Origin of the sequence: Labilithrix sp., assembly GCA_019637155.1 — a bacterium.
GTDB lineage: Bacteria > Myxococcota_A > Polyangia > Polyangiales > Polyangiaceae > Labilithrix.
In genome coordinates this window covers 24,253-45,271 of record JAHBWE010000021.1, presented here as the reverse complement: position 1 = coordinate 45,271, position 21,019 = coordinate 24,253, and the positions used below count along the sequence as shown (strand labels likewise).

16 protein-coding genes are annotated in these 21,019 nt (G+C 71.0%); 8 read left to right on the top strand and 8 right to left on the bottom strand.

Going from position 1 to position 21,019, the window contains the following annotated elements; all coding sequences use genetic code 11:
• Positions 1–354: 354 nt before the first annotated feature.
• The 3 genes from KF837_36435 to KF837_36425 all read left to right on the top strand — a co-directional run bounded on the left by KF837_36435 (position 355) and on the right by KF837_36425 (position 4,286).
• The gene (locus tag KF837_36435) at positions 355–2,760 is read left to right on the top strand and encodes an ATP-dependent RecD-like DNA helicase (protein MBX3232869.1); all 2,406 of its coding nucleotides are present in this window, start codon (positions 355–357) and stop codon (positions 2,758–2,760) included.
• A gap of 14 nt (positions 2,761–2,774) precedes the next feature.
• Positions 2,775–3,299, top strand: coding sequence for a hypothetical protein (locus KF837_36430; protein MBX3232868.1), 525 nt, complete (start codon positions 2,775–2,777; stop codon positions 3,297–3,299).
• Positions 3,300–3,500: 201 nt separating this feature from the next.
• Positions 3,501–4,286: a polysaccharide deacetylase family protein gene (locus KF837_36425; GenBank protein ID MBX3232867.1), complete on the top strand. Its 786-nt coding sequence runs from the start codon at positions 3,501–3,503 to the stop codon at positions 4,284–4,286.
• Between the two features lie 2 nt (positions 4,287–4,288).
• On the opposite strand, the gene KF837_36420 is transcribed toward KF837_36425, so the two are convergent.
• The 6 genes from KF837_36420 to KF837_36395 form a co-directional block, all read right to left on the bottom strand.
• Positions 4,289–5,017 carry a hypothetical protein gene (locus KF837_36420; GenBank protein MBX3232866.1) on the bottom strand — a complete coding sequence of 243 codons (729 nt, stop codon included), beginning with the start codon at positions 5,015–5,017 and terminating at the stop codon, positions 4,289–4,291.
• A 147-nt stretch (positions 5,018–5,164) separates the two neighbouring features.
• Complete coding sequence (locus KF837_36415; GenBank protein MBX3232865.1) at positions 5,165–6,625, bottom strand: HAMP domain-containing histidine kinase; 1,461 nt, start codon at positions 6,623–6,625, stop codon at positions 5,165–5,167.
• A gap of 28 nt (positions 6,626–6,653) precedes the next feature.
• Complete coding sequence (locus tag KF837_36410) at positions 6,654–8,537, bottom strand: ferrous iron transporter B (protein ID MBX3232864.1); 1,884 nt, start codon at positions 8,535–8,537, stop codon at positions 6,654–6,656.
• Positions 8,534–8,818 (bottom strand): ferrous iron transport protein A, encoded by a 285-nt coding sequence (locus KF837_36405; GenBank protein ID MBX3232863.1) that lies wholly within the window; start codon positions 8,816–8,818, stop codon positions 8,534–8,536. Before KF837_36405 ends, KF837_36410 begins: the two co-directional genes overlap by 4 nt.
• 36 nt (positions 8,819–8,854) lie before the next feature.
• A complete protein-coding gene (locus KF837_36400) occupies positions 8,855–9,517 on the bottom strand; it encodes a hypothetical protein (GenBank protein MBX3232862.1) in 663 nt (220 codons plus the stop codon).
• Positions 9,514–10,185, bottom strand: coding sequence for a hypothetical protein (locus KF837_36395; protein MBX3232861.1), 672 nt, complete (start codon positions 10,183–10,185; stop codon positions 9,514–9,516). The genes KF837_36400 and KF837_36395 overlap by 4 nt, the downstream gene beginning before the upstream one ends.
• Positions 10,186–10,386: 201 nt before the next feature.
• On the opposite strand from KF837_36395, the gene rplU reads away from it, so the two are divergent.
• The 3 genes from rplU to KF837_36380 are packed head-to-tail and all read left to right on the top strand — an operon-like array spanning position 10,387 to position 11,983.
• Positions 10,387–10,698 (top strand): 50S ribosomal protein L21, encoded by a 312-nt coding sequence (gene rplU, locus KF837_36390; GenBank protein MBX3232860.1) that lies wholly within the window; start codon positions 10,387–10,389, stop codon positions 10,696–10,698.
• Positions 10,699–10,726: 28 nt separating this feature from the next.
• Positions 10,727–10,987 (top strand): 50S ribosomal protein L27, encoded by a 261-nt coding sequence (gene rpmA / locus KF837_36385; GenBank protein MBX3232859.1) that lies wholly within the window; start codon positions 10,727–10,729, stop codon positions 10,985–10,987.
• A 27-nt stretch (positions 10,988–11,014) separates the two neighbouring features.
• Positions 11,015–11,983: an HAD-IIB family hydrolase gene (locus KF837_36380; protein MBX3232858.1), complete on the top strand. Its 969-nt coding sequence runs from the start codon at positions 11,015–11,017 to the stop codon at positions 11,981–11,983.
• 539 nt (positions 11,984–12,522) lie between these two features.
• On the opposite strand, the gene KF837_36375 is transcribed toward KF837_36380, so the two are convergent.
• Positions 12,523–17,238 (bottom strand): translocation/assembly module TamB domain-containing protein, encoded by a 4,716-nt coding sequence (locus KF837_36375; GenBank protein ID MBX3232857.1) that lies wholly within the window; start codon positions 17,236–17,238, stop codon positions 12,523–12,525.
• Complete coding sequence (locus KF837_36370) at positions 17,238–19,322, bottom strand: BamA/TamA family outer membrane protein (protein MBX3232856.1); 2,085 nt, start codon at positions 19,320–19,322, stop codon at positions 17,238–17,240. The genes KF837_36375 and KF837_36370 overlap by 1 nt, the downstream gene beginning before the upstream one ends.
• Positions 19,323–19,349: 27 nt before the next feature.
• Here KF837_36370 and KF837_36365 point away from each other — a divergent pair, with 27 nt between their 5' ends.
• A complete protein-coding gene (locus tag KF837_36365) occupies positions 19,350–19,853 on the top strand; it encodes a YXWGXW repeat-containing protein (GenBank protein ID MBX3232855.1) in 504 nt (167 codons plus the stop codon).
• Between the two features lie 11 nt (positions 19,854–19,864).
• On the top strand, positions 19,865–21,019 hold the full coding sequence (locus KF837_36360) for a serine/threonine protein kinase (protein MBX3232854.1): 1,155 nt from the start codon (positions 19,865–19,867) through the stop codon (positions 21,017–21,019).

The following is a 21,019-nucleotide window of genomic DNA, read 5'->3' as shown; positions in this document are numbered from 1 at the left end:
CGACACCGCGGGCTGCCCCACGCCGGGCACCTACCGCTCGCAGCCGTGCCTCGACACGTGCAGCTGGGGCTCGTACAGCGCGTGCGAGGAGCCCTCGGTCACGCTGCCCGCGGTCGGCGACACATCGAGCACGATCTGGGAGCTCAAGACCGACACGATGGGCAAGCGCCCGTCGACGTGCAAGCGCAACGCGTGGCTCACGTCGGTGACGGTGTTCCCGGTGAAGCTCGTGAACCCGAGCTCGACCGACGCGATCGTCCAGATCTGGCACTCGAGCGTCGGCACCTCCGTCGACACGACGATCCACACGTACCTCCGCGATCAGCCGCCGGCGACGGACGACGAGTGGAAGATGTGCCACACCGAGTACGTCGACGACTGCTCGAAGCTGGCGAACATCTGCGCCGTCGACGGCGCCGGCCACTGGGCGGGCGTCGACAACGTGCGCGTGCCCGCCAACAGCACGCTCATCGTGATGAACGCCGGCTACGGGTCGGCGACGAAGGGCAAGTTCGTCCTCAACATCAAGACGAAGTCGCACTGACGGCGTCGGCGAAAGAGGTCGCGATCGAGGGCGACGTCGCCGTCGTCACCTTCGAGAACAACGAGACCGGCTTCCGCGTCGTCAAGGTCGACGTCTCCGGACGTCGCGATCGGCTCACGATCGTCGGCCTCTTCCCGCGCGTCGGCGCCGGCGCACGCATCCGCGCGCGCGGGGTGATGGAGGTCGACCGCCAGCACGGCGAGCAGCTGCGCGCGACGAGCGTGACGGAGCTCGCGCCGACCACGCTCGCCGGGATCGAGCGCTACCTCGGCTCCGGGATGATCAGGGGCATCGGCCAGGTCACCGCGCAGCGCATCGTCCAGCACTTCAAGCTCGACACGCTCCGCGTGCTCGACGAGGAGCCGCATCGCTTGCGTGAGGTCTCCGGCCTCGGCCGCACGCGCGCGGAGCAGCTCGCGCAGGCGTGGACCGAGCAGCGCGCGATCCGCGACGTGATGGTGTTCCTCCAGGCCCACGGCGCGAGCGTCCACCTCGCCGCGCGCATCTTCAAGCGCTACGGCGCGAAGGCGGTCGCGATCGTGTCGAGCGATCCGTACCGCCTCGCGATCGACGTGTGGGGGATCGGCTTCCGCACCGCGGACAAGATCGCGAGCGAGCTCGGGATCGCGAAGGACTCGCCGCAGCGCATGCAGGCCGCGCTCCTGCAATCCTTGCGCGACGCGACCGAGAACGGCCACTCTTTCATCGTCGCGGAGGAGCTCGTCCTGCGCGCGGCGCGGCTCGTGAGCGACGACGGCGAGCCGAGCATGGACACGATCGCGCACGTCGAGAGCGCGCTCGAGGCGGTGCGGGCGTCGGGCCACGTCGTCGCGGAGGAGGAGGGCGGGCTCGCGCGCGTGGCGGCGCGCGGGACCGCGTCGATCTACGAGACGCGGATGCACGACACGGAGGTGCGGCTCGCGGGGCGCCTCGCGGCGCTGGCGCGGGCGGAGGCGCGTGCGCTCCGCGGCTTCGACGACGCGGTGGAGCGCTTCGAGAAGGAGACCGGCACCGTGCTCGCCGAGGAGCAGCGGCTCGCGGTGACGCAGGCGGCGCGCTGTCCGCTCCTCGTCATCACCGGCGGTCCCGGCGTCGGCAAGACGACGATCGTGAAGGCGATCCTCGGCGTGTTCGAGCGCGCCGGCGTCGTCGCGCGGCTCGCCGCGCCGACGGGGCGCGCGGCGAAGCGGATGAGCGAGGCGACGGGGAAGGAGGCGATGACGCTCCATCGCCTCCTCGAGTTCGATCCGAAGACGAGCTCGTTCAAGCGCGACGCGAAGCGCCCGGTCGACGGCGGCGCGCTCGTCGTCGACGAGAGCTCGATGGTCGACGTGTGGATGGCGGACGCGCTGACGCAGGCGGTCCCCGACGGCGCGCGGCTCATCCTCGTCGGCGACGTCGACCAGCTGCCGAGCGTCGGACCCGGCTCGGTGCTGCGCGACGCGATCACGTCCGGCGTGGTGCCGTGCGTGCGGCTGGTGAAGATCTTCCGCCAGGCGGAGGAGAGCCTCATCGTCCAGAACGCGCACCGCATCAACGGCGGCGAGATGCCGATCGTCCCCGAGAAGGGCGAGGACGCCGACTTCTTCGTGATGCAGAAGCGCGAGCCGGAGGAGGCGCTCAAGGCCGTCATCGACCTCGTGACGAAGCACATCCCGCGGCGCTTCGGCCTCGACCCCGTGCGCGACGTGCAGGTGCTCACGCCGATGAACCGCGGCGGGGTGGGGACGATGGCGCTGAACGAGGCGCTCCAGAGCGTGCTCAACCCGGGCGGCGCCGGCCTCCAGCGCGGGCGGACGACCTTCCGCGTCGGCGACAAGGTCATGCAGCTCCGGAACGACTACGACAAGAACGTCTACAACGGCGACGTCGGCATCGTCTCGACGGTGGACACGGAGGAGGACTCGCTCACGGTCCGCTTCGACGAGACGCGCGAGGTGCCCTACGACGGGCGCTCCCTCGACGAGCTCACCCTCGCGTATGCGTGCACAGTGCACAAGTCACAGGGCTCCGAGTACCCCGCGGTCGTGATCCCGCTCCTCACTGCGCATTTCGTGATGTTGTCGAAGAACCTGGTTTATACCGGGGTCACCCGCGGCAAGCGGCTCGTCGTCCTCGTCGCGGATCCGCGGGCGGTGAAGATAGCGCTCGGGGAACAGCGCCGCGAGGAGCGCCGGACGAAGCTCGCGCTTCGTATTCGTGCGGCGGCGGGATAGACTCGAATGTCCCGATGCTTAAGCGGTTGTTCATCGGGCTCTTCCTCGGAGCCTTGATCGGCGCGGTCGTCGCCGCCGTCCTCATCCAGGTGCTTCACATCGTGACGTTCGGGCCCGTCCTCGCGTACCTGAGCGCGATCGTCACCGGCGTCGTCACGGGCCTCGTCGCGGGCAAGCCGATCTGGTCCGCGGACGGGAAGATCGAGGCGGGGCTCAAGGCGTTCTTCGGCGGCCTCCTCGCGCTCGGCGGCATGTTCGCGCTCCGCCAGTGGGTCCACGCCGACATCAACCTGAGCTCGATGAACGCGGGCCACGCCGAGCTCGGCTGGCTCCCCGCCGCCTCGCTCCCGCTCATCGCCGGCGTCCTCGCCGCCTTCTTCGAGCTCGACAACACGGGCGGCGACCCCGAGGCCGACGCAAAGAAGAAGGACGGCGCGAAGGACACGAAGGCATCGGGCAAGAAGCTCCGCGTCGCCGAAGAAGAGGAAGCCGCAGAGGACGAAGAGGAAGAAGCGACCCCCGCCAAAAAACGCCGCTAACGCAATGACAGGCTCCCCCGCGTCGGCCCCACCCTTCGCGCCCGCAACACGAGACGAGCGGAGCCCCGCCCTCGCGCCGCCGCAAACGCAAAGGGGCCCTAGAAGCGGCCGCGCAAGCGGTTGCGAAGCAACCCGAGCGCGCAGCGCGAGGGCCGTGTCTGGGGTGGGGGTGTCGGGGGCGAAGCCCCCGACGTTGAGTTGATGCCCCTCGCGCGTGCGTTGCTTCTTGCCGCGACGCTGGGGGGGATCCTCTTCTCCGTGTGGTCCGTCCTGCATGGGGCGCCCGAGCTCTGGGTCGCGATCGGGGCGGGGGGGCTCTACGTCGGGCTCGTGCTCGCCGGTGTCTTCGTCGTTCGGCTGCGCATGTTCGCGGACGCGATCGTGCAGGGGCCGAAGGACGCGAACGGGATCGTCCTCACGTTCGACGACGGGCCCGATCCGAAGCACACGCCGCGCGTGCTCGACGTCCTCGACGAGCACGGCGCGAAGGCGGTGTTCTTCGTCATCGGCCGCAAGGTGAAGCAGCATCCGGAGGTCGTGCGCGAGATCGTCCGGCGCGGGCACGAGGTCGGCGTCCACGGCTTCACGCACGATCGCCTCTTCGCCTTGCGCGGGACGAAGCGCGTGAAGGACGACCTCGCGCGCGCGGTCGCCACGATCGAGGAGGTGACGAAGAAGCGCCCGACGCTCTTCCGCCCGCCGATCGGGCACACGAGCCCGGCCATCGTGCGCGCCGCCGACCAGCTCGACCTCACGATCGTGGGCTGGTCGGTCGCGGGCTACGACGGCATCGCGCGCGCGAAGGCGGCGAAGGTCGCGGCGCGCATCACGGCGCGGCTCGAGGACGGGGCGATCGTGCTGTTGCACGACGCCGCCGAGCGGGACGATCACGAGCCCGCCGGCGTCGCTGCGCTGCGCGCGGTGCTGGCCGGCGCGGAGGACAAGAACCTCCGCGTCGTGCCGCTCACCGACTGGCTCGAGGACTGAGCTCAGTTCTTCGTGAACGTGTACGTGTAGTTGCAGTCGAGCGGGAAGGGACCGTCCGTCACGACGTGCTGCGTGCCGCTGATCGTCGTCGGCGTCCACGACGTGAAGTTGGTGACGGTCGAGGTGATCCCGCTCGACGTCTGCGTGCACACGAGGTGCTGCGTGCATTGCACGAAGTCCCATTCGCCCACGCAGCCCGGCCCGGCGTCGAAGTTGTTGCCGCCGCTCTGGTTGGTGTCGATCACCTGCTGCTGGTCGGGCGGCGCGATGCAGAACTGACCGCCGGTCGCGCTCGTGAAGTGGAGCGTGTACGTGCCGCTCTCGATGCCGCAGTTTTCGCCGGGGTTGACGGTGCTGGAGTCCTGCGTGCTGGCATCGGACTCGGTGCTCGCATCGGGCTCGGTGCTCGCATCAGGCTCGGTGCTCGCATCGGGCTCGGTGCTCGCGTCGGGCTCGTTGCCTGAATCCGGATCGTTGCCGGCGTCGGGGTCGGTGCCGGCATCGGGATCGTTGCCGGCATCGGGATCGTTGCCGGCGTCCGGATCGTTGCTCGCGTCCGTCGTGTCCGCGTCGTTTTGCGGCGAGCCGGTGTCGGTCGGGCCGGTCACGCTGCCGTCGCCGGTCACCGGGTTGCCGCCGCTGTCGTTGCCGTTGCCGCCGCCGTCGAGGAGGGTCGAGGGGCCGACGGCAGGGTCGCTGTCGCTGCACGCGGCGATGGCGCACCCGGTCACGCTGACGAGGGCAAAAGACGAAAGGATCCAACGAGTCGAGCGCTTGTCCATCATGTGCCGATGCCGGAAGACGCTCCATCCGTCAACCTTCTGACGACACATCGCGCCGATACTCCACGAATCTTGGCGTCCTCGCCGAGGTGCGAGTTAACTCGCCGGCGCGCCCGGGAGCTCGAGGACGAACCGCGCGCCGTTCGCGTAGGTCGGGTCGATCCGGATCTTGCCCTTCGCTCCCTCGACGATGCCGCGGACCACCGCGAGCCCGAGCCCGGTGCCGGCGCCGACCTCCTTCGTCGTCACGAACGGATCGAAGACGCGCGCGCGGAGCTCGGGCGCGATGCCGGGCCCGTTGTCCTCCACCTCGATCGTGACGAGGCCCTCTTCGCTCCGCGCCCGCACGCGGAGCTCTCGCGGCTCCGGCCGCCCCGCGAGCGCGGCGCCGGCGTTGAGGAACAAGTTGAGGAGCACCTGCGTGAACCTTTGCGGCGAGAGCGCGACGCGCAGATCGGACGGGACCTCGATCGCCGCCGCGATCGACTTGAAGTCCTTCTGCGGGCGCACGAGCGCGAGCGCGTCGTCGACGATCTCGGCGACGTTCGCGCCGAGCGAGCGCACGGAGTCGGGGCCGTCGTCCTCCGGGCGCGCGTAGTCGAGGAGGTCCTTCACGACGACGTGGATGCGCTCCGTCTCCTTCCGCATGCGGCGGAGGAAGTCCGCGCGCGTCTCGTCGTCGGTCATGTCGTCGGCGAGGAGGTCGTGCATCCCCATGATCGCGGCGATGGGGTTCCCGATCTCGTGCGCGACGCCGGCCGCGAGCCGCCCGACGCTCGCCATGCGCTCGCTGCCGGCGAGCTGCTCCCGCGTCTCGCCGAGGCGCTTGGAGGTCGCGGTCAGCTCGTCGACCTTGCCGCGCAGCGCCTTCTCCTCCGCGAGGAGGCGCGTCGCCATCGCGCGCACGCTCGATCCGAGATCGACGACCTCGCGCGCGCCGGCGGACGGCAGGTCGAGGTCGCGCGCGCCGTTCGCGACGCGATCGGCCGCCCGCGCGAGCTGCTCGATCGGCCGCACGATCGTGCGCGTGAGCGTGATGTACGCGAACACGAGGAGCGCGAGCGCGAACACGCTCATGTAGAGCGCGACCCCGCGGACGAGCTTCCCCGTCCGCGCGCGATCGTCCTCCGCGCCGACACGCACGACGACGACCTCCGACGCCCCGCTCGGCAACGTCACGTCGAGCGCGCGCACGCCGCCGGCCGAGACCGCGCGCGCGGTCCGCTCGCCGTAGGGCGGGGCCGGGGCCGGCAGCTCCTCGCCGCTCGACGCGATCGCGTCGCCCTCCGGACCGAAGACGCCGATCGCGAGCGCGCCCTGCTCGCCGGTGTGGGAGCGGACGACGCGCTCGAGCGCGCTCGGATCGTAGGCGCGGACGTCGGCGACGTGCGCCGCGATCGCGCGGCCGAGCGCGCGCGCCGCGTCGTCGCGATCGGCGAGGGCGCTCGCGCGCGTGACCTGCGCGATCGCAAAGAAGAGCGGCACGTACGCGACGAGGATGACGCCCGCGAGCGCGAGGAGGAGCTGAAGACGCAGCCCCGCGCGGCGCGTGCTCATCGCCCCATCCTAGCCGACCCGCGGGACGCTAGGACAAGCCCAGCAAGCCGCCGACTTGATACACGACGACGGCGGCGACGTAGGCCGCCGCGTAGGTGTACGCGAGGACGAAGGCGGGCCAGCGCCAGCTCGCGGTCTCGCGCCGGATCGCGGCCACGGTGCTCATGCACTGGCAGGCGAGGACGAAGAACGCGAGGAGCGCGAGCCCGGTGCGGACCCCGTACTGGGGCGTGCCGTCCGGCTTCTTCGCTTCGCGCAGCTTCTCCGCGAGCGGCGCCTCGTCGTCGCCGGCGTCCTCGATCCCGTACACGACCCCGAGCGTCGCGACCATCAGCTCGCGCGCGCCGAACGATCCGATGAGCCCGACGTCGATCCTCCAGTCGAAGCCGGCGGGCCGCGTCGCGGGCTCGATCGCGCGCCCCACCATCGCCGCGATGCTCCGATCGATCGGCTGCGCGTCGGGGGCCGCGTCGGCGCCGGGCATCGGCACGGTGAGCAGCACCCACAAGACGGCGGAGACGCCGACGATGATGCGCCCGACGTCGCGGACGAACCTCTTCGCCGCGTTCCACGCTTTCCGCGCGACGACGGAGGCTTGCGGGACGCGGTACGACGGCATCTCGAGGACGAGCGGGAGGCCTCGGCCCTTCGTCGCGGTCCGGCGCAGCAACCACGACGCCACGAGCGCGGCGAGGATGCCGGCGAAGTAGAGGCCGACGAACAAGCCGGCGCGGAAGAGGGCCGAGCGGCCGCCGAAGAACGTCGAGAGCACGAGCGCGTAGGTCGGCAGCCGCGCGGAGCACGTCATCAGCGGCAGGACGAGGATGGTGGTGAGCCGCTCGCGCGGGTCGCGCACCACGCGCGTCGCGGAGATCGCGGGGATGGCGCAGGCGTGTCCCATCAGGAGCGGGAGGAAGCTGCGTCCGCTCAAGCCGAGGAGGCGGAGCAGTCGATCGACGAGGAACGCCCCGCGCGCGAGGTAGCCGCTCGCCTCGAGGAGCTCGAGCGCGACGGTGAGGATCACGATCTGAGGCGCGAACGCGAGCACGGTCCCGGCGCCGCCGAGCACGCCGTCGGCGAGGAAGGAGGCGAGGAGCCCCTTGCCGAGGACGCGCACGAGCCCGCCTTGCGCGTAGCCCTTGAGCGCGTCGCACGCGGCGGTCACCGGATCGGCGATCAGGAACACCGCCGCGAAGACGAGGGCCATCAGCGCGACGAAGAGGAACGGACCCACGACGGGGTGGAGCAGCACGGCGTCGAGCCGCTCGGTGACGAGGCGCCGGCGCGTGGTCTCCGCGGTGGACGGCAGGTCGCGCACGACGCTCGCGGCGAGCTTGCCGGGCTCGAAGTCGGCGCGCGCGGAGGTGCGATCGCGATCGCGATCGTGGTCGCGGAGCCGGTCGTCGACCGCGGCGAGGAGCGCGGCCTTCGAGCCCGCTTCGCGCGCGTTGAGGAGCACGACCGGCGCGCCGATCGCGGCGGAGAGCTTCTCGACGTCGACCTCGCGCCCCTCCGCCGCGAGCACGTCCGCGTGCGTGAGCGCGACGATCATCCGCGTCTTCGCCGCGACGAGCTCGCGGGTGAGGCGCAGCCCGAGCGCGAGCCGCGTCGGATCGATCACCTGCACGACGACGTAGCTCGAGCGCGCGTCGTCCGGGATCGCGCGGAGGCTGTCGAGGAACGAGCGCGCGACCCCTTCGTCGGTGTCCTTCGCGACCGTCGCCTCGACGGAGTAGAGCCCGGGGAGGTCGGCGACCTTCACGAGCGCCCCCGACGGCAGGTTCACCTCGGCCTCGAGCACGTCGACGGTGATGCCGGGATAGTTCCCGACCCGCGCGTTCCCGCCGGTGACCTGGTTGTAGAGCGACGACTTCCCAGAGTTCGGCCGCCCCACCAACGCGACGGTGATCATCCGACCTCGCTCTCGTTCTCGTTCTCGTTCTCGTTCTCGTTCTCGTTCTCGAGCTCGACCTGGACCTCGATCTCGTTCGCGACCTCACGCGCGATCGCGAGCTCGCCGCCGGAGGCGAGGCGCACGTGCAGCGGCCCGCCGAGCGCCGCGCGGCGCAGCACCGTGACCTCTTCCCCCGCCGCGAGCCCCACCGCCGCGAGCCACGCCGCCACGTCCGCCTCGAGCTTCGCCTCCACGACGCGCACACGCTGCCCAATCGCAGTGGTGCCCAGCGTCGCCATGGCTCTCCCTACCGCTGTTGAAATTGAAAGTCGACGTCAGTTGACGTAGATGCGGTTCGTATCGCCGTGGCAGCCGGCGGCGAGGTTGCAGTTGCCGCCGGTGGGGGGCGCGGGGAGCGGCGTGACCATCGGGAGCGAGGCCTCGCCGTCGGCCTTGCGGACCGCGACCTTGGCCCCCGCCGGGATCGGGGTGTCGCTCTCGAGCCAGAAGTTGCCCTGCGCGTCGCTGTAGCAGTCGGTGATCTTGTTGTCGGCTTCCGTGTAAACCCCGATTTGCACCTTCGGGACGGGGGTGCCGCCGGTCTTCGCGCTGAACACCGTGCCGGACATCACCCACTTCGGGCCCTTGTCCAAGTGGCACCCGGCCACCGCGCACTCCTTGCCCGCGAGCGGGATCAGCCCCGTGTGCGTGCCCGCGTTGTCGTCCGCGTTGTTCGGAGGACGCCCCTGATCGTAGTTGTACGGGACCGTCTTGAAGAACGCGTCCGTCGCGCCGCCGCCGCTCGTCGAGGTCGAGCTCGTCGTCGAGCCGTTGCGGGGCTCGCCCGACGAGCTCTTGTCGGCGCCGACCTTCACCTCGCCGTTGGTGTAGACGGCCTCGCCCGCCGCGGGCCCGCTGCACGCGAACGCCGCCGCGCCGGCGACGACGAGCGCGACGAGCGAGGAGGTCGTCAGGTGGCTCATGCTCTTGTCGCTCACGGCGCGTAGATCCGAAGGCCGGCGGCGCCGTGGCAGCCGGTGGCATTGTTGCATCCTGCACCCTTGTTCGCGGCGGTGAGCGGCGTGATCATCGGCTTCGACACGCCGCCCTCCTTGCGGATCGCGACCGTGCTGTTGTCGGGGATGACGCCGTTGCCCTCCTCGAACCAGAAGTTGCCGTCCTCGTCGGGCGAGGTCCGCGAGAAGACGTTGCCGTCGGGTCCGAGGATCATGAGCTCCATCTTGGCGCCCTTCGGGAACGCCGCGCCCGCCGCGTCGGCGAAGACGCTGCCCGCGCCGGCCCACGGCTGCGCGCCGCCTTCATGACAGCCCGCGACGACGCAGTTCTTCGGCGGGTTCGCCCCATCCCCCTGGAGAGGGATCTGACCGGAGTGGGTGCCGTCGTTGTGGCTGTTCGCGGACGGGACCGCCGGGGTGTGCTCGAACGGGGTCTTGAAGAAGGTCTCGCCGTCGGGGAGACCGCCCGCCCCGCTCGAGGCGGAGGAGCCGGACGTAGAAGAGGAGGAGCCCGGCGGGTCGGTCGTGCCGCCGCCCGGCCGTTCCTCGAAGGTGATGGCTCCCGGATCCGGCCCCTTGCAGGCAGGAAGCAGCGGGATCGAGCCCGCGATGAGCACCGCGCTCAGGACGACGAGACCGCGACAGTCCATGGCTCCTTGATGACGTGCAATTCGCGCGCCTCTTGCCAGTTCATCACCGCCGGCGCGCCCTGACAAGGCGAGGGCGGCCGGTTCCTCGCCAGCCTTTACAAAAGCGGGTAGGCGCGTATAGTGCGCGCTCCCCACCCCTCGAAAGCACGGAAAACCTCAGCTTTTTCGGCTATCTCGAGCGGTCACCAAGAGGACGAAGCAATGTACGCGGTCATCAAAACGGGCGGTAAGCAGTACCGAGTGGCGCAGGGCGACAAGCTCCGCGTCGAGAAGCTCGCTGGCAACGTCGGCGACACGGTCACGCTGGGCGAGGTTCTTCTCGTCGGCAGCGGCGACGGCGTGAAGGTCGGCGCTCCGCTCGTCGGCGGCGCGAAGGTCGAGGCGAAGATCGTCGGCCAGGACAAGGCGCCGAAGATCATCATCTTCAAGTTCCGCCGCCGGAAGAACTACCGTCGCAAGACCGGTCACCGGCAGCCGTTCACCGCGCTCGAGATCACCGGCATCACGGGCTGAAGCCGCTCAGGAATCGTTAGAGGACGTCATGGCTCACAAAAAAGGCGCAGGCAGCACCCGTAACGGGCGCGATTCGAACTCGCAGCGGCGCAGCGTGAAGGTGTACGGCGGCGAGACCGTCCGTGCGGGCAACATCCTCGTCCGGCAGGTCGGTCAGACCATCGCGCCGGGCAAGAACGTCGGCCGCGGCAGGGACTTCACGCTCTTCGCGCTGATCGACGGCGTCGTGAAGTACGAGTGGCAGACGAAGGACAAGAAGAAGGTCTCCGTCTACGCGGCGGCCTCCTGAGTCGCGCGCTCGGATCACTCTCGACGAATGGCGGGGAAGGGGAAGCGTAAGAGCGGCGCGGGCCGAGCGTCCGCGCTCGCGCGCACGGCGGTGGCGGCGGCGGCGGCGAGCACGCCGCCGCGGCGCCGGAAGTCCGGAACGGTCGCGAAGCCGCGCCGCCGCGACGGCTTCAAGCTCCTCGCGCTCGATCTCGACGGCACGCTGCTCGATCACGCGGGGGCGGCGAACGACGTCGACGTCGCCGCGGTCCGCAAGCTCCACGCGCGCGGCATCAAGGTCACGATCCTGACGGGCCGTCTCTACTCGGGGACGCGCGAGTCCGCGGAGCTCCTCCACATCGACGGCCCGGTCGGCTGCGCCGACGGCAGCCACATCGTCAACGTCAAGAACGACAAGACGCTCCTCCATCACGGCATCCGCGGCCGCGCGGCGGCGCGCCTTCGTTCGAGCCTCGAGGAGAACGAGCTCGTCGCGTTCCTCTTCGCGGAGGAGGCGATCGTGCACGACGAGCGCGGCGCCGACTTCTTGCCGTACATCCGCACGTGGTCGACGGACCTCCGCTACGCGCGCCGCGTGACCGACCACGGCTTGTGGGAGTCGGACGGCGGCATGACGGCGGTGGTCGCGCTCGGCTCGGAGGCGAAGATCCAGCGCACGGTCGCGGACATCCAGCGCGAGGCGCGGCAGTCGATGCAGGTCGCGACCTTCCCGTTCCGTCAGTCGAGCGATCATTGGGGCATGGTCGCGCGCGCGTCGGGCGGCACGAAGGGCACCGCGCTCGAGTGGGTCTCGGAGCACTATGGTGTCGCGATGGAAGACACGGTCTGCGTCGGCGACTGGCTCAACGACCTGCCGATGATGTCCTGCGCCGGCCGCTCCTTCGCGATGGGCCAGGCCCCCGCCGAGGTCAAAGCCGCCGCCACCGACGTCCTCGAAGGCACCATCCACGCCGGCGGCGCCATCGCCGAAGCCATCGAACGCGCCTTCGGTCTTTAGTCACTCAACGTCGGGGCTTCGCCCCGACACCCCACCCCAGACACGGCCCTCACGCTGCGCGCTCGGGGCGCTTCGCGCCCGCTTTCGCGGCCGCTTCTGGGGCCCCTTTGCCCCGATACGACACGGCCTACGTGCTGCGCGCTCGGGGCGCTTCGCGCACGCATTCGCGGCCGCATCTGGGGCCCCTTCGCCCCGATACGACACCGCCCACGCGCTGCGCGCTCGGGGCGGTTGCGCTCGCAGGCGCGGCCGCGGCGGCCTGCATGCGCGGCCGCGTCTGGGCCCCGCGCTTGCGGGGGCGTCTGGTGGGGGATGGTGGCGGCGTGTTCTTTTGTTTGGCGTGCACGGCGCGCCAGTTCGCTGCGACGCCTTTGGTATGCGGCGTCGCGAGGATCTGCCTTTTCGCTACGCATCGCGCCTGCATCCCGGCCAAGGATCCATCCTCGAGTCCACAACCCAGCTCCCAGCAGTCCAGTCGTCGCAGCCGAAGCCGCCCCGGCCCCCGAGAGGCGGACGCTGCGCGACCGACTGGGCGCGCGTCAGTAGCGATGCTGGAACAGGAGGTCGAGGATCGACGTGCCGGCGTTGCCGGCGGTGGCGACGACGGACCACTTGGGGACGATTTGCCAGTTTACGAAGAGGAAGGTCGTGTCGGGCTCGCGGTAGTAGGTTTGGCCGGGGGCCACGCCGACCTGGACCTTCAAGCGGCGGTCGAAGAAGCTGCGGCCGACCTTCGTGCGGGTACGGTTGCCGCCGACGGTGTCGGTCTCGAGCTCGAGGTTCTCGTCGATCTCCGAGAGGACACGGTTCAAGTCGCTCGCGACGAGGCCGGTGCCGATCGTCGTCGCGCCCGCGCCGCTGCCCTTCTGCGCCGTGCCGCTCCCGCGCGCCATGTTCGGGTCGGGCTGGCCGAAGAGGAGGATGCTGAGGATCTCGTTCTTCGAGAACGCCGGCTCCGAGCGGAGCGTGAGCGTGCCGGTCTTGAGCGGGCCCGCGAACTCGACCCAGACGCGCGTGCGATCGGGCGCGTCCCAGTACGCCGCCGCGACGACGGACGGGTTGCCGGGATCGCCGCCCGGCGCGAAGCTCACGATGCCGCGGTCGACCGTGAAGCGGCGGCCGTGCACGATGATCGAGCCGCCCTTCAGGTCGATCTGACCCGTGATCGCGACCTCGTTCGCGAGCTGGACCAGCGTGCGGCCGCCCAGCGCGACGTCGAGGCCGCGGCCCTGGAGGCGGACGTTGTCCCCGAGCTGCGCGTCGATCTTCGTCACGAACGTGGCCGTCGCCGCGGCCGTCGTCGCGCGACCCGAGCCGCCGCGGTTCCTCCGCACCGCGCTCGTGTCGAGGGTCCCCTTCCGCCGCACGCCGATCTTGATCGTCGGGTCGGGCTCGAGCGGCTCGAGCTGCTGCGTGCTCCGATCGGGGAGCGAGACCGCCGCGCGCGGGACCTCGATCGTCACGTCGAGCGCCTCGCGATCCGCGCTCATCTTCGCGTTCACCTTCACCTCGCCGACCACGGAGCCGAAGCTCGCGCCGTCGGAGCTGATCGGGAGACCCTCCTTGCCCGACGACGTCAGGTTCAGGTTCGCCTCCTGGAAGGTGAAGCCCTTCATGCGGCCGTGCACGCGCGCGCGGAACTCGCCCTCGCCGACCTTCCCCGTCGCGTCGTCGACGACGAACCTCCCCGAGCGATCGAAGCGCGCCGTCGCGGTGAGGCCGACCACCTCCTCGCCGACCGCGTTCACGTACATGTTCGTCCCCATGAGCGCGAGGCCGCCCTCGAACACCTGCTCGTCGCCGTCGAGCCGGATCGAGCCCGCGCCGTTCACGCGCCCGGCGATCTCCGAGACCTGGCGGCGTACGAGCGGCCCGAGGAGCGCGAGGTCAACGTTCTGCACCGCGTAGTCGAGGCGCGACGTGGCCTCCGCGTTCCACGACACCGCGAGCCCGTCGATGTGCGCGCTCTGCGAGGAGAGCTGCAGCGTCGCGCTGCTGTCCTTGTCGGTCGCCTTCGCGTGGACGAAGAGCGACGCGTCGCGCCCGAAGACGGTGAGCTCGAGCGACTCGACGCTCGCGCCTCCCACGCCGAAGCCGGCGATCTCGGCCTGCCCCTGGAGCGACGCGTCGCGGTTCAGGTCGCGGACGCGGAACCGGCCCGTGAGCGCGCCGCTGAGCGCGCGGCCCGGGCCCAGCGTCGAGGGTGGGAGCGGCAGCGCGCCGAGATCGATGTCCTTGATCTCGAGCTCCGCCGCCGCGCTCCACGGGCGCGCCCCGCGCTCGCGGCCGTAGAAGAGATCGCGCATGCGCAGGTCCGCGAGCATGACGAGGCCGTGGACGTGACCGGGAGACCGCTTCGGCGGCGCGCCGCGTCGCTTCGGCGTGCGCTCGTCGAAGGCGAAGGTGATCGCGCCCTGCTCGCCGGTCCAGCGCGCCTCGAGCACCGCGTCGAGCGGCTCGAAGTTGGCGGCGCCGAGCGGCCCGCCGGGCGGGCCGGGCGGACCCTGCGATCGACGCGTGCCCCCCGCGTCGATCCCGTCGGCGCGCGCAGAGAGCACGACGGACGGATGTTCGAGGGTCCCGTTCGCGATCGCGTGTAGACCGACTTTGCCGCGTATGTCGGGTATATCGATGAATGAAGGTATATCGCGTATGTCGCGCGACGGGACGTCGGCGACCGCGTCGACCTCGAGCTTCGCGAGCGCGTCGCGATCGATCTTCGCCTTCCCCGTCGCCCACGCGAGGAGCGGCACCTTCGCCTTCGCCGCGGCGGCGCCGAGGACGCCGCGCGCGTCCCACGAGAGGAGGGCGACCTCCGCGTCGTCGGTGCGGCCGTCCCACGCGAGGTGGCCGCTGAGGTCGATCCCGGCGAACGTGGTCGAGGGCTTCGTCGGGTCTTCGAGGTAGACGACCTCGAGCCCCGTCGTCTTGATCGTCGTCCGCACCGCCGGCGGCGCGTCGGGGTCGCCGCGCTCGACGCGTGCCTCGAAGGACGCGACGCCGGCCATCCGCTCGACGTGCTCGCCGCCGAGGAGCGCGCCGCCCTGCGCGAGGTCGATCGAGCCGCGGAGCTCCATCACGCCGGTCGTGCGCTCGATCGCGCGCGCGTCGAGCCGGCCCGGGATGTCGAGCTCCGCGTTCTTCACCTCGACCCAGCCGAGCCCCTCCGAGGAGACCCGCGCGTTGCCGGTGAGGTGACCGCGCTCGATCGCGGCGTGCGTCTCGAGCATCAACCCGCCGCCGAGGAGCGCGCCCTTCTCGCTCGTGATCACGACGTCGACGTGGCCGGTCGCGCCGGCGGGGCTGTCGTGCACGTCGACGTCGAGCTCCGCGCGCGTCCCCTCCGGCAGCACGGTGAGCTCCCGGATCCCGGTCATCGCCGCGACGCGGTGGAGATCGACGCCCGCGCTCTTCGCGCGGATCGACCACGCGCCGCGGCCGACCCGCGCGTCGAGCTCGAGCGGCTCGCCGAGGCCCTTCAGCGACACGCCGCGCGCCTCGACGACGCCGTTCGCGACGTCGATGTTCGTCGCCGTCGCCGCGAACCCGTCCTTGTCGCCCTCGGCGCCGACGTCGACCGAGACCGACACGATGCGGACCGACGGCACGAACGCGATCTGCGCGCGGCCGGTCGCGGCGGGGTAGAGGAGGGGCTGCTTGTCCTTCGCCTGCACCGCGAGGTCCTTCGCGCCGAAGCCGGCGTCGAGGAGCGGGGCCGCGAGCGGGCCGTGGAGCCGGCCGTTCGCGTCGAGGTGCTTCGCGGAGAAGAGGCCGAACGCGAGCCCGTCGCCGCGCAGCGTCGTCGCGACGTCGAGCGTGCGGGCGCGGAGGTCGACCTCGCCGCGCGCGCGCACGGAGGCGGCGCCGCGGACGACGTTCGGCGCGCGATGCAGCTCGTGGAGCGACGCCGATCGCGCTTGAACGTCGAAGGTCGTCACGAGGCTCCCGAGATCGAGCTCGCCCGTCCCGCTCAGCTCGACGCCGGGCTCCTTCGCCGAGATCGTCGCGGTGATGCGCTGCTCCTCGATCTTCCCCTCGATCGTCGTCGCGGGGACGTTCTCGAGGCCGACGCTGCCGGACTCCGTCGTCACCTCGTAGCTGCCGACGAAGCCGGCGCCGGCGCCCACCGCGCCTTCGGCGTGCACCTTCGTCGTGATGTCGGTCGCGATCGGCGCGCCGTACGCGCTCGCGTCGACGTGCTTCGCCTCCGCGTCGAGGCGCAAGACGTGGCCCTTCTGCACGTCGATCTCGCCGCTCGCGACGACGTCCGACTCGCCGACGCGCGCGCGGACGTCGAGCGCGAGCGACGGCAGCTTGCCGGCCGCGCGGACGTGGGCCTCGACCGGGCGCCCGAAGGGGAGATCGGCGAAGGCCTTGCCGAGGGGCTCGGTCTCGACGCGCGCGACGTCGACGCTCGCGCTCACGGTGTCGCCGTCGATCTCCGCGTGAAAGGCGAGCGGCACCGCGCCGACGGCGCCGGTGAGGTCGGCGTGGCCGGAGAGGTGCACGCTCGGCTGCGCCGCGATCGCGACGACGAGCGCGCCCTTCACCGCGCCGGTGATGGGCTGGTTCTGGTTCGGGGCGTGCGGCGCGCGGAGGGTGGCGGTGCCTTCGTCGAGATCGACGCGCACGACGTCGTGCTCGAGGTGCACCCGTGTCTTCAAGCCGTCGGCGTCGCCGTCGAGCGAGGGCGGGACGAGGTTGCCGCTGACGTGCGCGTGTCCGACGCGGACGGAGGAGATGTCGAGGTACGGATCGCTCCGCGTCATCGACTCGTCCTTCGGCTTCGGCGCGAGCTTCTTCGTCTTCACCCGCGGCGCGAACGCGCGCGCGACGTTGACGCTCCCGTCCGGCGTGCGGTCGAGCACGACGTCGGCGGTCGCGACGCGCACGTCCTCGAGCTCCACCGCGGGGCCTCTGCCTTCGGAGAGGGAGCGGAGGAGCGCGCGCAGATCGATCGTGGCGTCGATGCCCTCGGCGTGGATGACGCGCTTCGCGTCGGGATCGAGCACCTCGGCGGCGCGGACGCGCACGCTCGACTTGTTGCCGATCGCGAGGCGCTCGACCTCGCCGATGACGACGCGGCCGTCGAAGAGCGACGCGGTCGCGCGGTTGCCGATCTCGGCCGCCGCGCGCCTTCCGCCGGCGAGGTTCGCGTGCAGGACGATGCCGCCCGTCGCGGCGGCGGAGAAGAGGGTCGCGAGCGCGACGCCGCGCGCTCCGTGCGCGAGGACGGCGAGGGCGCGGCGGCGCATCAGAAGGCCTCTCCGATACCGAACGCGATCGCGATCGGGAGGACGCCGAGGAGCGGATCGGGCTCGTTCTCGAACCTGTCGCCGCTCGGGAACTGGAGGCCGGGGATCCGATAACCGACGTCGAAGCGGATCGGTCCCACCGGTGTGTCGTAGCGCGCCCCCGCCCCGCAGGACAGGTGCGGGTGATCGGGCCGGATGTTCACCGAGAACGGCGAGACGTCGCTCGCGTCGCAGAAGAGCGCGGTCGAGAACGGACCCGACACGTTGATGCGGAGCTCGGCGCTCGCCTCCCAGAGCGTGAGGCCGCCGGTCGGGAGGTCGCAGCCTTGCTTCGCGGGGTCGCAGCTGCCGGCCGCGCTCGACTGCCCGGCGGGGCTCAAATACGGGATCGTGTCGTGCGGGCTGATGCCACGCAGAGGATAGCCGCGGTTCTGGGTCGGGCCGCCGGAGAAGAAGCCGCGGAAGAAGAGGATCTGGTAGTCGCGATCGTCCGCGCCGCCGCTGGCGAGGAAGCTCGCACGCGACTCGAGCATGTAGTTCGCGGGGAAGAGGAAGCCGAGCGAGCCGCGCAGCGCGAGGGTGAGCTTACGGTGGAGCGGGATGTAGCCGCGCACGTCCGGCTGCACGCGGATGTCGGTGGCGTCGCCGCCCGCGGCGCCCTGGAGGACGTTGCCGATCCAGAAGCCGCGATGGGGCTTCGACGGGTTGTCGCGGAAGTCGAGGTTCGTCGCGAGCGCGACGTACGAGATGACGAGCGGCCGCACGTCCGAGCGTCCGAGGTAGTCGAACGGGAAGTTCGCCTGGAGGTCGATCTCCGGGCTCGCGTAGAGCCGCTGGAAGAAGTGACGCTCGAGCCCGATCGCGCCGCGGGGCTCGTGGTAGCCGACGACGTTCTTGTCGAAGGTCCCGTCCTGCTTCGCGGGGAGGAGGACCGGGTACACGTTGTATTCTGCACGTATGAACCCGGTCGTGCGCTTCTCGAGGAACGCCGGCTGCGAGAGCGTCGTCGAGAAGCGGTGCTCGTAGAGCGGCGCGGTGGGAGGGTCGAGGTTCGGGAAGCGCGTCGGGTACGCGATGATGCCGGGCTTGTAGCGGACGTCGAGCTTGCGGAGGCCGCCGAAGAAGTTCGAGTTCTGCCAGCCGAGCTGGATGTGGCCGTCGGTCTTGAGCGAGTCGAGCTCGAAGCCGCCGCCGATGAGGAAGGCGCGGATCTTCGTCGTCTGCGCCTTCACCGTGACCGGCACCTCGGGGCTCGTCTCGATCTGGCTCGTGTCGGCGACGACGTCGACGGTGGCGAAGACGCCGAGGTTGAGGAGGGCCTGCTTTCCGTCCTCGAGCTCGGCGCTCGAGTAGACCTTCCCTTGCTCGACGCCGAACACGCGGCGCACGGCGTCCTCCGGCAACGTCCCGAGGCCCTCGAAGGTGACCGCGCCGAACTTCACGCGCGGCCCCGGCGTGACGGTGTACGTCAGCGTCGCGCGGTGGGAGGCGAGATCGACCTCCGCCTTCCGCTCCACCTTCGCCGCCGCGTAGCCGGTCGCGGTGAGCGCCCTCGTCGCCGCCTTCTCCGACTCGTCGAACTTGTCCTCGTCGAACCTCGAATCGCGCGGGAGCGCGCGGAGGATCTCGACGCGCATCGCCTTCTGCGAGTCGGCGTCGAGCGGGCTCGTCGGGACGACCGCGAACGAGTCGACCGTCACCGGCTCTCCCTCCGCGACCGCGATCGTGACGTAGACCTTGTCCCTCTTCTCGATGACGCGGCTCGCGTAGACGTGCGCCTCGTAGTAGCCGCGCGCGCGGAGGTAGCGCTCGACGCGTTGCAGGTCGCGCCGCAGCGCGTAGGGGTCGAAGACCTCGTAGTCGTAGACGACGCCGTGGAAGATGCCGAGGAAGCGCACGTCCTCGCGCGTGTCGATCCGCGTCAGGAGGTCGTCTTCGTCGACGTTCTTCGCCCCGCGGATCTCGACGTCCGCGACCGCGCGCTTTCCGTCCGGGACGCGGTAACATCCGGTGCCGCCGGTCAGCGCGGCGAGCGCGACGGCGGAGACGACGAGATGACGACGGGCACCGCCCAGAAGCGGCATCGCGCGCACCATATCAGGATGGCCTGCATGCTTGGGCTCGTCTTGCTCGGGAGCGGCTGCGGGCCGTCGATCCCGCTCCCCCCCCAGGCGCCGGTCGATCCGGCGGACTACGTCGCGGTCTCGAGCTCGCCGCGCCCGCCGCCGGTGGAGTTCCTGCCGGCGCAGCCGCGGGGCGACGCGGTCTGGGTCGACGGCACGTGGGAGTGGTCGGGGCAGCGCTACGGCTGGCGGGCCGGGACATGGACCGTACCCCCCAAGGGGCTCCGGCGCGCCCGATGGGTCATCGTCCGCCGAAAAGAAGACGGTCAGCTCTTCTTCGCCCCCTCGGTATGGAAGGACGCCGCGGGGCGAAAGGTCGACGACTCCTCGTGGATCCACGCGCTTGGCCCCCAAGCGCGCGCCCGAAGCCGCATCGGCGGGCCGCCGGCGGAGAGCGACGTTCCGCGCGAGAGGGGCCGAGAGGTCGAGCGCGCTCGGCCGCGGCAAACCCCGCGCGAAGAGTCGAGCCCGGACGAAACGGAGTTGCGCTAGCCTTCCGCTGAATGTCCGAGGCCGGCGCGGTCCGAGAGGAGTCCTTCGAGGGGCAGGTCGTCGGCGGGAAGTACCGCGTCGGACCGCTCGTCGGCTCCGGAGGCATGGGCACGGTCTGGCTCGGCGAGCACATGCAGCTCGGCACGCGCGTCGCGATCAAGTTCATCCGCCCGCAGTTCGCGGAGCGGCCGGACGCGCGGCGGCGCTTCGAGATCGAGGCGCGCGCTGCCGCGAGCGTCGACTCGCGCCACGCGGTGAAGGTGTTCGACTACGGCGTGAACGACGCCGGTCTCCCCTACATCGTGATGGAGTACCTCGAGGGCGAGTCGCTCTCGGAGGCGCTCCTCCGCCGCGGCGCGCTCCCGCCGCGCGAGGCGGCGATGGTCATCGCGCAAGCGGCGAAGGCGCTCGCGAAGGCGCACGCGGCGAACATCGTCCATCGCGACCTCAAGCCGGACAACATCTTCCTCGCGACGAACGGCGAGGACCTCGATCCCGAGCTCGGGTACGCGGTGAAGCTCGTCGACTTCGGGATCGCGAAGATGCTCGACGCCGAGAGCGCGGGAAAAGGTGGCCTCAAGGGCCCGACGCAGGAGGGCTCCGTCATCGGGACGCCCAACTTCATGAGCCCGGAGCAGCTCACGGTGGGCGGGGTCCCGAACGCGCTGACCGACATCTGGTCGCTCGGCGCGTGCGCGTTCGCGGCGTTCACGGCGAAGATCCCGTTCGAGGGGGACGTCCTCGGCGACATCGTGCTCAAGGTCTGCGTCGAGCCGATGCCGCTCCCGAGCACGATCATCGCCGACGCGCCGCCCGGGCTCGACGGCTGGTTCCAGCGCGCCTGCCACCGCGAAGCGCAGAAGCGCTTCCAGAGCGCGGAGGAGATGGCGGAGCAGCTCCTCAAGGTCTGCGGCGCGGGACCGGTGCGCATCCAGACGCTCGACGAAGACAAGATGCAGTTCGCGCTCAAGAAGCCGAAGCCGGGCGCGGAGCTCGCGGTCGTCGACGACGACATGCCGAGCGGCGGCATGAACCCGAAGACCGCGCTCCTCACCGGCATCGTCGTCGGCGTGTCGTTGATGGTCGCGATCCTCGGCTTCCTCGCCTGGCGCGACAACCGCGAGAACGCCGACGCGCCGGTCCCGGTCGAAGCTGGTACACGTTGA

Coding starts and splice junctions, on each gene's coding strand:
- KF837_36415 (MBX3232865.1), bottom strand. CDS start 6,625: ATGAGCACGCGCCGCGCGGGGCTGCGTCTTCAGCTCCTCCTCGCGCTC.
- KF837_36410 (MBX3232864.1), bottom strand. CDS start 8,537: ATGATCACCGTCGCGTTGGTGGGGCGGCCGAACTCTGGGAAGTCGTCG.
- KF837_36370 (MBX3232856.1), bottom strand. CDS start 19,322: ATGCCGCTTCTGGGCGGTGCCCGTCGTCATCTCGTCGTCTCCGCCGTC.
- KF837_36360 (MBX3232854.1), top strand. CDS start 19,865: ATGTCCGAGGCCGGCGCGGTCCGAGAGGAGTCCTTCGAGGGGCAGGTC.
- KF837_36365 (MBX3232855.1), top strand. CDS start 19,350: ATGCTTGGGCTCGTCTTGCTCGGGAGCGGCTGCGGGCCGTCGATCCCG.
- KF837_36430 (MBX3232868.1), top strand. CDS start 2,775: ATGCTTAAGCGGTTGTTCATCGGGCTCTTCCTCGGAGCCTTGATCGGC.
- KF837_36395 (MBX3232861.1), bottom strand. CDS start 10,185: ATGGACTGTCGCGGTCTCGTCGTCCTGAGCGCGGTGCTCATCGCGGGC.
- KF837_36380 (MBX3232858.1), top strand. CDS start 11,015: ATGGCGGGGAAGGGGAAGCGTAAGAGCGGCGCGGGCCGAGCGTCCGCG.
- KF837_36405 (MBX3232863.1), bottom strand. CDS start 8,818: ATGGCGACGCTGGGCACCACTGCGATTGGGCAGCGTGTGCGCGTCGTG.
- rplU (MBX3232860.1), top strand. CDS start 10,387: ATGTACGCGGTCATCAAAACGGGCGGTAAGCAGTACCGAGTGGCGCAG.
- rpmA (MBX3232859.1), top strand. CDS start 10,727: ATGGCTCACAAAAAAGGCGCAGGCAGCACCCGTAACGGGCGCGATTCG.
- KF837_36375 (MBX3232857.1), bottom strand. CDS start 17,238: ATGCGCCGCCGCGCCCTCGCCGTCCTCGCGCACGGAGCGCGCGGCGTC.
- KF837_36425 (MBX3232867.1), top strand. CDS start 3,501: ATGCCCCTCGCGCGTGCGTTGCTTCTTGCCGCGACGCTGGGGGGGATC.